The sequence below is a fragment of the Teredinibacter franksiae genome, assembly GCF_014218805.1.
Classification (GTDB): domain Bacteria; phylum Pseudomonadota; class Gammaproteobacteria; order Pseudomonadales; family Cellvibrionaceae; genus Teredinibacter; species Teredinibacter franksiae.
The window spans coordinates 2,754,577-2,767,504 of record NZ_JACJUV010000001.1 but is presented as its reverse complement, the minus strand read 5'-3'; the positions used below and the strand labels follow the sequence as shown (position 1 = coordinate 2,767,504).

Below are 12,928 nucleotides of genomic sequence, written 5' to 3'. Positions count from 1 at the left end.
TCCGTAAATTTGTATATGCAAAAAACGCCCGGTAGATGTTATGTTAATTATTCGGTAACGGGTATCTCATTTTTTCTGCCAAGCCCTTTATTGTCTAAACGAGACCTTTTTATGGTAATGACCAAACCACTAAATATTGCTATGTGTATGGAGCAATATTTATTTCGTAAGTTACGATTGAATTATTTTCGAATCCTTAAGTACATATCGCGCGTGAGTTGTAACCTCTGAATACAAGCCAATAGATGTTGGTACTGTTAAAGCTTGTGTAAAACCGCCATCTAAACCACCTGCCCTGCACACCACCCAGAAGCCCAGGCCCACTGAAAGTTATACCCCCCCAGCCAACCGGTTACGTCTAACACCTCGCCCACAAAATACAACCCCTGCACGTTTTTACTTTCAAAGGTTTTAGATGATACTTCATCGGTATTTATACCTCCGCGTGTTACTTCTGCGGTGCGATAACCTTCGGTGCCTGACGGAATGACAGACCACTGCTGAAAGCAATTATGTAGGCTTTCGGTGTCTTTTTGGTTGAGATCTGCAGCGGTTTTGTTCTGTAGGGCTTGTGGTAGCCAGCTGTTCACGAAGCGTTTGGGCAGCAACTGCATCAGCAGATTTTTTATTAATTGCTTGCCGCTGGTTTTTTTCCATTCGGCTATACATTCCCGTAGCGTGTCATTAGGTAAAAAATTTATGGTGATCGCTTCACCAAGATTCCAGTAGTTTGAAAGCTGTAAAACGGCCGGGCCGCTTAGACCTCGATGGGTAAACAGTAGCTCGCCGGTAAACCCTGTTCGTGGGTTTTCGATGGTTGCTGTAACGGATATACCCGAAAGGATGGCAGCTCTATCTTGTGTTTTGCCCGAGAGTGTAAACGGCACTAGCGACGCGCAAGTTGGCAATACGGTGTGTTTGAATTGTTTTGCCAGCTGGTAGCCAAAGCCGCTAGCGCCCATGGTAGGTATGGATAGCCCACCGGTGGCAACTACTAGTTTGTCACAGGTGAAATCGCCACAGGCGGTGAGTAATTGAAAATGGTCGCTAATCTTTTCTACCGCTTCTATTTCACAGTGGGTTTGCAGGGTTACTTTAGCTTTTGCACATTCAGCGAGTAGCATTTCGAGAATGTCGCTGGCTTTATTGTCGCAGAATAATTCGCCTTGGCCTTTGTCGTGCCAGGGTATTTCGTACTGGCTCACCAGGGCGATAAAATCCCACTGGGTGTAGCGGCCTAGTGCAGATTTCACGAAGTGTGGATTTTGACTTAGGTAGTTTTCGGGTGTTATGTCTAGGTTGGTGAAATTGCAGCGCCCACCACCCGACATAAGTATTTTTTTGCCGGGCTTGTTGGCGTGGTCTACTAACAATACCTTGCGCCCGCGTTTACCGGCGGTAGCCGCACACATTAAACCTGCGGCGCCAGCGCCGATGACGATTACATCGTATTTCATTAAGTTTGGTCAGAATCCATTTAGCGCAAGGGCGATTATTACGATTTGCGGTACGGTTATTAGCGGCAAGAATAACGCCAGTTTCCACGAGCGGGTAGTGTCTTTTAGTACCATTATTTCGGTATAGTCGGTGCTTACACCGGTCATGAGAAAGGCAAAGGAATTACCCGGTGCTAGCGCACGATTGAATATATCGGCGGCTATGGGTGCCGAGCCTTCCGAACACACCTCTAATACGGTTGCGGTTAGTAATGTTATCGAAAGGCCTAATACCGTTGGCCCAAAATAGGTACCAAAATAGTCGGCTGGCACAAAGGTTCTAATTAACGCGGCCAGCAATATACCCAACAACAACCAACGCAATACCATACGCGATTCTTTTAGCCCATCTACACAAAACTGCCATAGGCCTCCGTGGCTGTAGTTACCTTGCTTTAGCGCTTGCAGTGCCGTGGGCCAAAAAGCGAAATCATGCGGTAGGTCGGTGGTGTTGGGGTTTTGGGGGAGTATACCGCGCTTTATTAAGGCGTCGAATATAAGCCCGGTAATAACCGCAATAACCGCTGAAAGCACAATAAAGGCCAGCGTCCAACTAAGGCCAATCATGGCTATTAATATCAGGGTAAGCGAAAACGAATTCCATGGGCTGGCAATCAGGAACGCCATAACCTGACCGGTACTGGCGCCACGGTCGTAGAGCTTTGCACCCACCATGAGTATGCCGTGGCTGCACAGGTCTAACAGCAGCCCTGCGCCGGTTGCGCGCAGTATGCCTTGAAAGCCTCCGTTTGTACCCAGTATCGACATCACCAGTTCGCGTGGCACTTTGCATAGCAGTGCCACCATGAATACCCCCAATAACGCACCCCAGGCCATGGTGTTGGTTATATCAGCAATGGCATGGCCTAAATGGCCCAACGTGGTGTCCATTAATGCGGGGGAAAACTGCCCAATAACCAGATAATAGGCGTAGCCGAGTACTACCCCGGTAAGCGAACCCCAGAGCATGTAGTCGGTTTTTGTTGGGGTGTCACAACAACCGCCCGCTTGGGGCTGTGTTTCCACTGGACCTTCAACTCGATTACCAGCCGGGCTGGTATTGTCATCACCACAACCCTGTTCGGCGGCGGCTGTTGTAGGTGCTTTGGCCGCGCAGCAGCCATGGGCCGGTGCCTCAACCTTTGGCTTTTCAGGTTCTTTTTTGTCGTGGCTACAGCAGGGCTTGTCCATGGGAACAACTTGTCTCGTATCGTTTAACCGATTTACATCAACATTATGACCTCCATTAACCCTAAAAGCACATCTGCTCTGCTACACTTTTGATCTACCTATTTAAGGAGATTTGCCATGCACACATTTCGCTTTGGCCCACTTCTCGGCACTTTCGTGCTACTTAGCTTCCTGTCTACCGTCGCATTGGCCGCTCCAAAAGTTGATCAACTATACAAGAATTTTTGTTCCAGTTGCCATGGACCAAACCTTGAGGGTGGCCTTGGCAGTTCGTTAGTAGATGACACCTGGGCCTACGGTGGCAGCCCGGAGGCAATAGCCAAGGTTATTAGCGAAGGTATACCCGCAAAGGGCATGCCGCCGTGGAAAGGCGCGCTTAATGAAGACCAGATTCGCGGCATGGTTATTTACATTCAAGAACAGGGCGCCGAAGCAAAACAACATGAGGTTTTAAAAAAAACTAGTGCCACGGATGGCAAGATAAATAGTGCGCTACATAACTTTAAAATCGAAACGCTTCACGACGGCTTTAATACACTTTGGGCTATGGATTTTTTACCCAACGGCAATCTACTGGCAACCGAAAAAGCCGGTAAACTTTGGTTAGTCAGCAATACCGATAAAACCGAAATTTCTGGCACCCCGGTTGTGTGGCCTAACGGCCAGGGCGGCTTAATGGACGTACGTATACTGCACGACGGCAGCGTTGACCCTTGGGTGTATCTTAGTTTTAGTAAAGAAAAATACGGCCGCGCGATGACCACTATCGTACGCGGTAAAATTAAAGACAATAAGTGGGTTGATGAGCAAACCATTTTTTTGGCTCCATTAAAGAGCTGGATCAATACTGGCTACCACTACGGATCGCGCATTATTTTTCAAAACGATTTTATCTATTTCAGCATTGGTGATCGAGGCCGCAAAGAAATGGCTCAAGCGCTGGAAACACCCAATGGTAAAGTTCACCGTTTGCACCTCGATGGCCGTATTCCGGCCGACAACCCTTTTGTTAAAACTAAAAATGCTATGGCCTCTATATGGAGTTACGGGCACCGTAACCCTCAGGGGCTTACACTGGCCGAAGACGGGCGCATTTGGTTAACCGAGCACGGTCCACGCGGCGGCGACGAAACCAACCTCCTACTGAAAGGTAAAAATTACGGCTGGCCAATTATTACCTATGGTATGAATTACAACGGCACCCCCATTACCGACAAAACCCACCAAGCCGGCATGGAACAACCCAAGCACTATTGGGTACCCTCTATTGCGGTTACCGCCGTAGAAGAGTATCGAGGCAAGCAATTCCCCAAGTGGAACAATCAACTGATTGTGGGCAGCCTGGCAAAAGAGGAATTACAGCGTTTGAAAGTAGACGCAGCCGGAAACGTAGTGGAAACCGAGGTGCTCATGAAGAATCAGGGGCGTATTCGCGATATTCGTATTGATGCCGCAGGTGTTGTTTATTTGGTGGTGAATCGTGGGTCTGAAAAGTCGGGTAGTATTCTTAAACTAACGGCGTTTTAACTAGGGTAGTTTTTATTGCCGATTTATAAACAGCGAAAAATCAGGTTTTCATAAAGCCCGAACACAACGAGTAAAACTGAATATCCACAGGCGCGAGTCTAACCACGAGTCAAGTCTGATGGACTTATTTAATACAAGCGGTCACCGTGCCGTGGCCTAGCTTAAGGGTAGCTCCATTAATTGACTTTAGCCTCTGAGCGCCCGCCGGAAAATGAACAACTAACATCACTAGACGTTTAAAGAACACCTACGTCATTAACCATTAAATCGCGACTCAATCATTTAATTGTACAATTTTGATAAATAGAACGTTACTACTATCCCTCGCTTTTATATCTACCAGCGCCTACGCCGCCGAGAGTCCGTATCTTGAGAGCGTTACGGTCGTGGCTACACGCAACGATGCGTCGATAAACGCTTTAGCGCAATCGGTATCCATTGTTGATGAAACATCGCTGCACACAACCAACGCGCATCACCCCAGCCAGATATTCCAACACACGCCCGGCGCTTGGATTAGCCGCGGCAATGGTCAGGAACATTTAACCGCAATACGTTCACCTGTTTTCACCGGTGCTGGTGCCTGTGCCGCTTTTCTTATGAGCGAGGACGGTATTCCCCTTCGCCCGAGCGGATTTTGTAACGTAAACCAACTATTCGACACCCACTACGAAGTTGCGAGCCAGATCGAAGTTTTACGCGGCCCAGGGTCGGCCGTGAACGGCAGCAATGCATTATTTGGCTCCATTAACACTCGCTTACCTCACCCCCTGGATATCACGCACTCCACATTCAGTGCAGAGCTTTCGACCCATGATTACTATCGGCTAAAGTTCGTGCAGCCCGTTTTAAAACGAGACCATTCTGCTCTGGTGGTATTGGGTTCTGCCACTCATGATGGTGGTGCACGGGAATCTTCGGGTTATAGCCAAGGAAAAATTTCACTTAAACACCATACCGAAACCGATAGTTTTTCGGCAACTTCCGGTGTAACGCTAACATCACTCGACCAGGAAACAGCCGGCTATATTTATGGCGAGGACGCTTACAAAGATAGTACGCTGGTAACAACCAACCCCACGCCCGACGCATGGCGAAAAAATCAAACTATACGCGCCTGGTCAAAACTTAATTGGGACATTGACTATGGGCAACTGTCTCTTACGCCCTATGCGAGGAAAACTGACACCAACTTTTTAATGCATTTCGTTCCGTGGCAACCAGAAGAAAATAATGATACGCGCTCGCTCGGTATGCAGGCACTTTGGCATGCGCCAACAGATGAGACTTTTGACTTAACAGTTGGTAGCGACTTGGAGTTAGCCAACGGCCATTTAGCTGAATTTCAGCATCAGCCATCGCCCTTTGCTACCGACAGAATTCCACAGGGCGCACATTACGATTACGAGGTGAGCGCCAAAAATACCGCAGTTTTTGCCCACGGCAACTGGTATTGGGCGAATCGATTTGCAACAAAACTGCGTATTCGCCACGATTTTATTGCATATGACTACACAAACAATCTCAGCAGCGGCTCAGCCTGCACGCAAGCCGGCCTTAGCTGCCGATTCTACCGACCGGAAGACCGGTACGATAATTTTTCATTCAACTCTGTCTCTTTTGGTCAGCACTATTCATTTAATCCCCATCACAATAGCTATCTAACCATTTCTCGCGGTTTTCGTGCGCCACAGGCTTCCGAGCTTTACCGCTTACAGCAAGGTCAAAATTCTGCCAGTTTACTGCTACCCGTGGTATTAACAAACATTGAGCTCGGCATACGGGGAAGCGGTCAAAATTATTATTATCAGCTTTCTGTGTTCAATATGTTTATGAACCACGGAATTTTTATGGATTCACAAAGACGTAATGTAAGTGGAGCAGAAACCCGTCATAAGGGTATTGAATATGAATTGGGGCATTCTTTTTCACACGGCATTAAGGTACGCATAGCAGGGAGCTTTGCTGATCACCGTTATGATAATAATCCAGACTTGCTAGGCACTGAAATAGGGATTGAGGATAACCTGATTGATACTGCACCCCAAAATATGCATGCTCTAAAACTGGGTTGGCAAGTAACGGAGCGTTTTACAGCCCAATTGGAGGCAAGTCATATGGGCCGCTATTACCTAGACCCTGAAAATAGTTTTAGTTACCCGGGGCACAATATTGCCAACATTAGATTGCAGTATTCAACCGTTAAACATATGACTTTCGGGCTTAATATATTGAATATTTTCAACAATGCCTATGCCGAACGGGCCGATGTTTCCTTCGGCGAGTATCGATATTTTCCTGGCGAGGGACGTAAAGCGGCGCTTTCTATTGAGGTAAATATATAGCGATAGCGACTGCGCGCTTCCCGAAGAGCCCCCCCCACAGGAAGCTTTTCGGGTTTTGGCTTATTCAATAACTATTTTGTAACAATCCAAACCGCGTGCACGATGGCAGGCAAATACAATAAAAAGCACAAAACAATATTGATAATTAAATCTTTGCCTACGCCCTTTTTCAAGAATACGGCCAAGGGTGCCAGTAATATGGCAATGATAATTAACACAATCTTATTATTCATATCTATTAACCTTTCATTGTTTAGTGTTTGGATAAACTCAACCTGTAAGTATACATCCTCACACACAAGTGCGGGCTGCCTATAACAGGTTTGTATCTGTGCATACCTTGGCTAACAGAAATTGCTATAAGCGGCGCCACTCGTTAGTTCTAAAAGTTTTGTTTGTTCGATTAGCAACGAAGACAAGGTCGATTGGTTACCGTGGTAAAAGTGTTGTCACGGCCGTAAACCCCACTACTATTGTAGGAAATGTTAAAACCTTCACGCTCCGGTCATTCAGTCACGCTCACAAACATGGGGCCTAGTATTTTCGATGGCTTGAATTTTCGGGGCCCGGAAAATACTTAAGAATTGAGATACGCGTACTTGGGCATGACCCAAATTTGAGTTTGAATTGCGCGCGTTCAATGTAAACGCCGACCGATTATAGGTTTGAATAAGTCAGTAGGCATATTCCGTACACTGGTACGCGTATGCAGACGCTCATTTTTAGCCGTAAAGCACAGGCTTTAAAGCCTACCTATAACTTTTTGGCAGCGACCGTAATGGTACTATTAAAACACACGCAATAGCCGTTCTATTGCATAGCCCACTTCACCACTCAGGCCGCTACCTGTCTTGGGATTTACGTTTTAAAGGCGACAACCACAGGTAAGCGGGCTGCGCGTAGCGCGGGAAAGAATCCGCCGATAAAGCCGATAACCAACGCCAGGGTTACTCCACTTTTAAACGCACCTACCGATACATTAAAATCGAATACCACTTGCGTAAAGCTACCGCCCATAGTGGAAGTACTAATGCCATCAAATAGCACGTAGGCGATTAAGGTGCCGAGTATGCCGCCCAACGCTGCCAATACCAGCGATTCCATCAGTGTACCCACAAAGGCTGCCGTCGTTTTAAAACCTATTGCACGTAGGGTAGCAATTTCCACTGCCTTACTTTCAACGGAGGTGTACATGGTATTCAGTGCACCGGCCAACGCACCCATAGCCATTAATATAGCCAAACCCCATCCCATATAAATGAGGCTTGCCATACCGCGACTTTGGTCTGAGTAGTAGGCTTTTTCTGTCATCACATCGAGATTTATCCGCGGCTCATTGGCAATAAAATCTTTTAATGTTTGCAGGCCATTGTCGCCCGCCAATCGGACTCTTATCGATTGATACGAATTACCGCGATTAAACTGCGTTTGTAATGTGCGAACATCGGTTAGCAGCTCGGAACCAAACACAGAACCACCCGCATCAAACACACCGACTACCGTCCATGCTGTAGTACCGAATTTTACGGCTTTGCCCATTTCAAAACCTTCGAACTGACTAAGCACACTGCTGCCCACAATTATTTCAGTTGTACCCTCCTCGAACATTCGCCCCTCGATAAGGGTTATATTTTCGCGTAGCGCAAAACCCGCTGTGCGAATGCCGCGTAAGGGCAGATTGGCTTCAGTTTGGGATGAACGTTTTGTACCGTCTACCACTACATATAACTCGCCAGAAATAATCGGGCCGTTTTCGTCCTGTGCAATGCCAGGTGCAGACGACACGATATTCAGTACATCACCACCCAGGCCACTGTTCAGTTCTGCCTGGGAACCACCGCGCAACATGATGGCGACGTTGTCTGAGCCAGAACCTTCCATTGTTTTTTGGAAGCCTTCGCCCATGGCCATGAAAGCCAATAGCACCGTCACCACAATGGCAACGGCGAGCAGTGTTGTAATGGAAGAACCTAACCGACTCGGGAGACTTAGCAGGTTCATGCGCCCAACGGCGACAATTTGAGCAAATAGCGGTCCCATAATCTATCTCCTGTTAAGTGCATCAATGGTGTTGAGTTTCATCGCCTGCCACGCGGGCACGATGCCGGTAACAAAACCCAGTATGGCAATGAAAACCAAGCCAGCAAGAAAGACACTTTTCCCCAAAACCAGCGCAGGAAGGAAGCTTTGCGTAAGCGGCGCGATGCCCATAACCAATACCCATGCCATCAACAGCCCCAGCAGGCCGCCTATAGTTGCCAGTAGAAATGATTCGGCAAGCACCATGGAAAAAACTTTGTTGGCGGTAAAGCCTATGGTTTTTAGCACGGCAATTTCGTTGGTACGCTCACGAATGGACTGCCACATGGAATTGCCCACAATTAGCAGAATGGTAAAAAATGCAGACATTACCACCGACATAATAATGAAGCCTATATCGCCAATTTGTTCGATAAAAGCTTTACCGAATTGCGCTTCTGTTGAGGTTTCTGTTTCTGCCGGCGAGTTGGCAAACATATTATCGATAGCGTTCATCACCTCTTCGTTTATCATTGGGTCGTCTGTGCTCAGCGGCACCCAGCCAATCCAGTCGCCGCCCCATACCTGCGTTTCCATAAAATATTTGTAATGAATTAACGTGTAGGAGGTATCGGTTTGCGGGTTTTCAGGTTTGAAAATACCCGAAATATTGAACTCCCACGTACTGCTGCCATTTTGCTGAGAAAATATATTCGACGAAACTGGAATTCTATCACCCACTTTCCATCCGCGAGCTAGTGCAATGCGTTCCCCCACCAATATTCCCTGACGGTCTTTTTGCCAATTGCTCAGTGCCTCTTCGGAAAGAAGCAGATCATCGTAAACGTCAAAGTAGGAAGCCGGGTCTACGGCGAAGGTCATTAACTGGTTGGCTGGCTCTTGGTAATAACCGCCAAACCAGTTGGCCCAGGTAGCGTGCTTTACACCCTCCACTGCGCGTATCTTGTTGACATAGGCAATCGGTAACGTTTGCGTGAAGTTAATTTTATTGACGACCATTAGCCGGTCAGCGGCTGCTACTTCAATTCCCGATTCGAACGCATTTTTTATGGCGCCAAGAGAACCGAACAACAAAAATGCAATAAATATAGCGAAGCAGTTGAGCGATAGTCGTAACTTGTTTCGCGTTAGATTTTTACGCACTAAAGTTACGCTGTTCATGCCACTGTCTCACTATTCTGTTGTTCAATAAATTCGCCTTTATCCAGATGCAGCTGCATATTGGAAAACTCTGCAGCAGCCGGGTCGTGGGTAACCATAACGATGGTTTTACCAAATTCTTTATTCAACAATTGGAGGGTTTGCAACACTTCGGTGGCCGTTGTACGGTCTAGGTCGCCGGTGGGCTCGTCACAAAGTAAAAGTTTTGGGTCTGAAACTATCGCACGGGCAATGGCTACTCGCTGCTGCTGGCCGCCCGACAGTTCATCGGGCTTGTGTTTGGCCCGGTCGCCAAGGCCAACCAGTGTTAAGGCAGCATCTATTTTTTTCTTACGCTCGGCACTACTGAGCTTTTTCAGCAGCAGTGGTAATTCTACATTTTGTGCCGCATTAAGCATGGGCATCAAATTGTAAAACTGGAAAATAAAGCCTACATTTTCGGCCCGCCAGCTAGCCAGTGCATTTTCACCCAGGTTTTGAATGGGCTGACCCGCGTATAAAATTTCACCGCTGGTTGGTCGGTCTACACCGCCGAGCATATTCAACAGTGTGGTTTTGCCTGAACCCGAGGGGCCCATAATCGCAATAAATTGTTCGCGGGCAATATCCATGCACAGGTTATCGAAGATGGTGATCGTTTCCTTACCTTTGGTAAATCGCTTGGCAATGCTTTTTAATTCAAAAAGATTTTCGTTGCTCACGGTTACGGGCTCCTTACTAGTGGATATTTTTATTCGTTTATTTGGCTGTAGAAAGCCACCTTGACTCCCATGTTGGGCAAAATCCGTTTGTCGCTGTTGATTATTTTTATACGCACACGCACCGTTGCCTTTGCGCGGTCGGCTGTGGGAATAATAGCTATGACACTGGCCGGAATATCCCACTCGGGGTAGGCATCTAGGTTGGCAATCACTTTTTGGCCCGGTAGCACGCGGCCAATATAGGCTTCGTTAACATCGACTTCAATTTCCAGTGAGCCCATATCCACTAGCGTGCAAATACCCGTACGTGTAAAACCACCACCGGCGGCGGCTGGCGCTACAATTTCACCGGGTTGTGCGTTTTTTACAGTGATCACACCGGCAAAGGGCGCACGAATGGTGTGATCGTCTAATTGTTCACGCGTTCGCTCTACATTCAAACTTGAAACATTAAGGTCGGCACGGGCGCTGGCAAGCGCCGCTTTTAATTTGGCAACGTTGGCTTGGGCACGCGTACGCTGGGCGACACTGGCGTAGTTGTCTTCACCCAGTTTTGCTAAACGCCTGAGTACACGTTGCGATTCTTCCAAATCGGTTACAACGCTTTGCACCCTCTGGCTTTGCGACTGCATCTGCGCCTGTGCCAAGCGCAGATTAACCTGCGCTTTTGAATCGTCTAGCGTCGCCAATATTTGGCCTTGCTCCACGGTCATGCCTTCATCCACTGCAACTTCCGTAATCAACCCCATTATTTCGGCTGAAACGGTGGCCAGTCTTCGAGCGGTGATATAACCGGATGCGTTTAAAATAGCATCGGTTTGTGCGCGGGTTTGTGCGCGAGCTTCCTTAACAGGGGAATTTGACGGTGCGCTGTAACTCGCAATGTTGGCGGTTTTATCTGCTAACACAGCCGCTGCTTCGGTGGCCATGTCTGGCGGATATACCGTCTGCCTGGGAATGAGAAAATACACGACAAAGGCCCCCAGTAGAGCAGCCACAGTGGTAGCTGCCAGCAGCTGCCAGCCCGTAAAGCCAGAGGGTTCTGGCTCGCTTCTATCAATAGTTAATTGTTTTAATAATTCACTTTTATCGTCATCCGTGCCCAAAACAGCCTCCCCGCTATTATTAGGTTGCTTAACTATACCGCTAGTGCAGACGCCTCCGCGTGATCAGTGATCATATAAATGATGTACGTTCTATTCATAACGGCAATACCACTTTAAGCGACACATTCCACCAGCAGTATTCGCTCTCATGGTTTATTCTTAAAGAACTCCAGAAAAACACGTGGTTCCGTTTTACGTTATGTCTACAGTTTTAAACCAAACGAGTCGTACGGTATTGGTTGTTGAAGACAACCCTGACAACCAACAACTAGCCACCTGGATACTCGAAGATCACGGGTTTAAGGCCACATGTGTTGATTCTGCTGAAGAAGGTTTGGAATTACTAGAAATATCGCGTTTCGATATTGTACTTATGGATATTTCACTGCCTGGCATGGATGGTAAAGAAGCCACGCGAAAAATTCGCCAATCACCACATTTAGCAAAACTGCCCGTACTAGCACTGACGGCACATGCCGTTCACGGTGAACGGGAAGATATTCTCGCCTCTGGCGTAAATGGCCTGGCAACCAAGCCCGTAGACGAAACCGAGCTTATTGCGCTTATTAATTCTTTATTGGCGGACTAACAATCGCGAGTAAAGGCGCTGGCAACACCGCTCCCGCTTTGCTCCACTGCAACAGCTCAACCTTTGCACCCCGTTCGCGTAGCGCTAGTGAAACAATATCGCCACCGGCTTTATCCAAGCCCTCGTAACTCCACCAGTAACAGTCTCCGCCAGCGTATTCACGAGCCTGTTCGGTCACTGTTCCCCAACTGTTACCGCCTTGGGGCTGTAGGGTTATCGCCAAATGTTTACTGGCCCGAAAAATACTCGAATCGGCTAATTTCACCTGGCTTTCCATCATCGTCCAGAACACGGTGAAAAGACGGGCTTTTTCGCCATCACTCCCGCACCGCTCCACCTGCTTAGCGTTGTACGCATGCATAAAATTCTGTGGTTTACGCCAAGGGGGCGCCAACTTGCCTCGCTGGCGATGAATGGCTTCTACATCCACGCCTAGCTCGACAGTGCCTATTGCGACGACAACGGCGGTATCACAATGGGAGATACTGAACCGCCAAGGGCTTTCGCACGCCAAGCCAGGCTTGCCGTTTTCGCTATAGGTAAAACGCAGTGTTTGCGCATCGCAATAGAGTTTTTGTGCCAACAGCTGACGTACCATGCGTCGCCCCTGAAAAAACCGCAAAGCCACCGGTGGGCGCATACGTTGGTAGCGCTCCTGCTCTTCTAAGTCAAGCAGTGCAGCAATTTCTGCCTCAGCAGGCGGGGCTATATCGGTTGTGGCGCAGTAACAAACTAACACCTGGGGCGTGTGAACAATGGGCATGGTAGCTAT

Annotated in this window: 11 protein-coding genes; 3 read left to right on the top strand and 8 right to left on the bottom strand. The window is 47.9% G+C overall.

From position 1 onward, the window contains the following. Nucleotides 1-281: 281 nt before the first annotated feature. Nucleotides 282-1,457, bottom strand: coding sequence for a BaiN/RdsA family NAD(P)/FAD-dependent oxidoreductase (locus tag H5336_RS11575; protein ID WP_185234328.1), 1,176 nt, complete (start codon nucleotides 1,455-1,457; stop codon nucleotides 282-284). Between the two features lie 9 nt (nucleotides 1,458-1,466). Continuing rightward, entirely contained in the window at nucleotides 1,467-2,687 is a 1,221-nt protein-coding gene (locus tag H5336_RS11570) for a permease (protein ID WP_185234326.1), read from the bottom strand. 117 nt (nucleotides 2,688-2,804) lie between these two features. Here H5336_RS11570 and H5336_RS11565 point away from each other — a divergent pair, with 117 nt between their 5' ends. After that, nucleotides 2,805-4,214, top strand: a complete 1,410-nt coding sequence (locus tag H5336_RS11565) for a PQQ-dependent sugar dehydrogenase (RefSeq protein WP_185234324.1) — start codon at nucleotides 2,805-2,807, stop codon at nucleotides 4,212-4,214. Nucleotides 4,215-4,510: 296 nt separating this feature from the next. Beyond that, nucleotides 4,511-6,559 (top strand): TonB-dependent receptor, encoded by a 2,049-nt coding sequence (locus H5336_RS11560; protein ID WP_185234322.1) that lies wholly within the window; start codon nucleotides 4,511-4,513, stop codon nucleotides 6,557-6,559. Between the two features lie 71 nt (nucleotides 6,560-6,630). Here H5336_RS11560 and H5336_RS11555 read toward each other — a convergent pair whose 3' ends face one another. The 5 genes from H5336_RS11555 to H5336_RS11535 all read right to left on the bottom strand — a co-directional run bounded on the left by H5336_RS11555 (nucleotide 6,631) and on the right by H5336_RS11535 (nucleotide 11,567). Then, the gene (locus H5336_RS11555; RefSeq protein ID WP_221628041.1) at nucleotides 6,631-6,792 is read right to left on the bottom strand and encodes a YqaE/Pmp3 family membrane protein; all 162 of its coding nucleotides are present in this window, start codon (nucleotides 6,790-6,792) and stop codon (nucleotides 6,631-6,633) included. A gap of 625 nt (nucleotides 6,793-7,417) precedes the next feature. Continuing rightward, on the bottom strand, nucleotides 7,418-8,599 hold the full coding sequence (locus H5336_RS11550; RefSeq protein WP_185234320.1) for an ABC transporter permease: 1,182 nt from the start codon (nucleotides 8,597-8,599) through the stop codon (nucleotides 7,418-7,420). Nucleotides 8,600-8,602: 3 nt separating this feature from the next. Next, the gene (locus H5336_RS11545; protein WP_185234318.1) at nucleotides 8,603-9,760 is read right to left on the bottom strand and encodes an ABC transporter permease; all 1,158 of its coding nucleotides are present in this window, start codon (nucleotides 9,758-9,760) and stop codon (nucleotides 8,603-8,605) included. Next, complete coding sequence (locus tag H5336_RS11540; RefSeq protein ID WP_185234316.1) at nucleotides 9,757-10,461, bottom strand: ABC transporter ATP-binding protein; 705 nt, start codon at nucleotides 10,459-10,461, stop codon at nucleotides 9,757-9,759. Before H5336_RS11540 ends, H5336_RS11545 begins: the two co-directional genes overlap by 4 nt. Nucleotides 10,462-10,490: 29 nt before the next feature. Then, nucleotides 10,491-11,567, bottom strand: coding sequence for an efflux RND transporter periplasmic adaptor subunit (locus tag H5336_RS11535; RefSeq protein WP_185234314.1), 1,077 nt, complete (start codon nucleotides 11,565-11,567; stop codon nucleotides 10,491-10,493). A 199-nt stretch (nucleotides 11,568-11,766) separates the two neighbouring features. On the opposite strand from H5336_RS11535, the gene H5336_RS11530 reads away from it, so the two are divergent. Continuing rightward, on the top strand, nucleotides 11,767-12,156 hold the full coding sequence (locus tag H5336_RS11530; protein WP_185234312.1) for a response regulator: 390 nt from the start codon (nucleotides 11,767-11,769) through the stop codon (nucleotides 12,154-12,156). On the opposite strand, the gene H5336_RS11525 is transcribed toward H5336_RS11530, so the two are convergent. Beyond that, on the bottom strand, nucleotides 12,134-12,919 hold the full coding sequence (locus H5336_RS11525) for a 4'-phosphopantetheinyl transferase family protein (protein ID WP_185234310.1): 786 nt from the start codon (nucleotides 12,917-12,919) through the stop codon (nucleotides 12,134-12,136). The two genes, H5336_RS11530 and H5336_RS11525, sit on opposite strands and share 23 nt — an antisense overlap. Nucleotides 12,920-12,928 lie beyond the last annotated feature (9 nt).

What these genes read in the sequence shown, in the direction of transcription:
- H5336_RS11575 (WP_185234328.1), bottom strand. Translation starts at nt 1,457, where the DNA reads ATGAAATACGATGTAATCGTCATCGGCGCTGGCGCCGCAGGTTTAATG.
- H5336_RS11570 (WP_185234326.1), bottom strand. Translation starts at nt 2,687, where the DNA reads ATGGACAAGCCCTGCTGTAGCCACGACAAAAAAGAACCTGAAAAGCCA.
- H5336_RS11565 (WP_185234324.1), top strand. Translation starts at nt 2,805, where the DNA reads ATGCACACATTTCGCTTTGGCCCACTTCTCGGCACTTTCGTGCTACTT.
- H5336_RS11555 (WP_221628041.1), bottom strand. Translation starts at nt 6,792, where the DNA reads ATGAATAATAAGATTGTGTTAATTATCATTGCCATATTACTGGCACCC.
- H5336_RS11550 (WP_185234320.1), bottom strand. Translation starts at nt 8,599, where the DNA reads ATGGGACCGCTATTTGCTCAAATTGTCGCCGTTGGGCGCATGAACCTG.
- H5336_RS11545 (WP_185234318.1), bottom strand. Translation starts at nt 9,760, where the DNA reads ATGAACAGCGTAACTTTAGTGCGTAAAAATCTAACGCGAAACAAGTTA.
- H5336_RS11530 (WP_185234312.1), top strand. Translation starts at nt 11,767, where the DNA reads ATGTCTACAGTTTTAAACCAAACGAGTCGTACGGTATTGGTTGTTGAA.
- H5336_RS11525 (WP_185234310.1), bottom strand. Translation starts at nt 12,919, where the DNA reads ATGCCCATTGTTCACACGCCCCAGGTGTTAGTTTGTTACTGCGCCACA.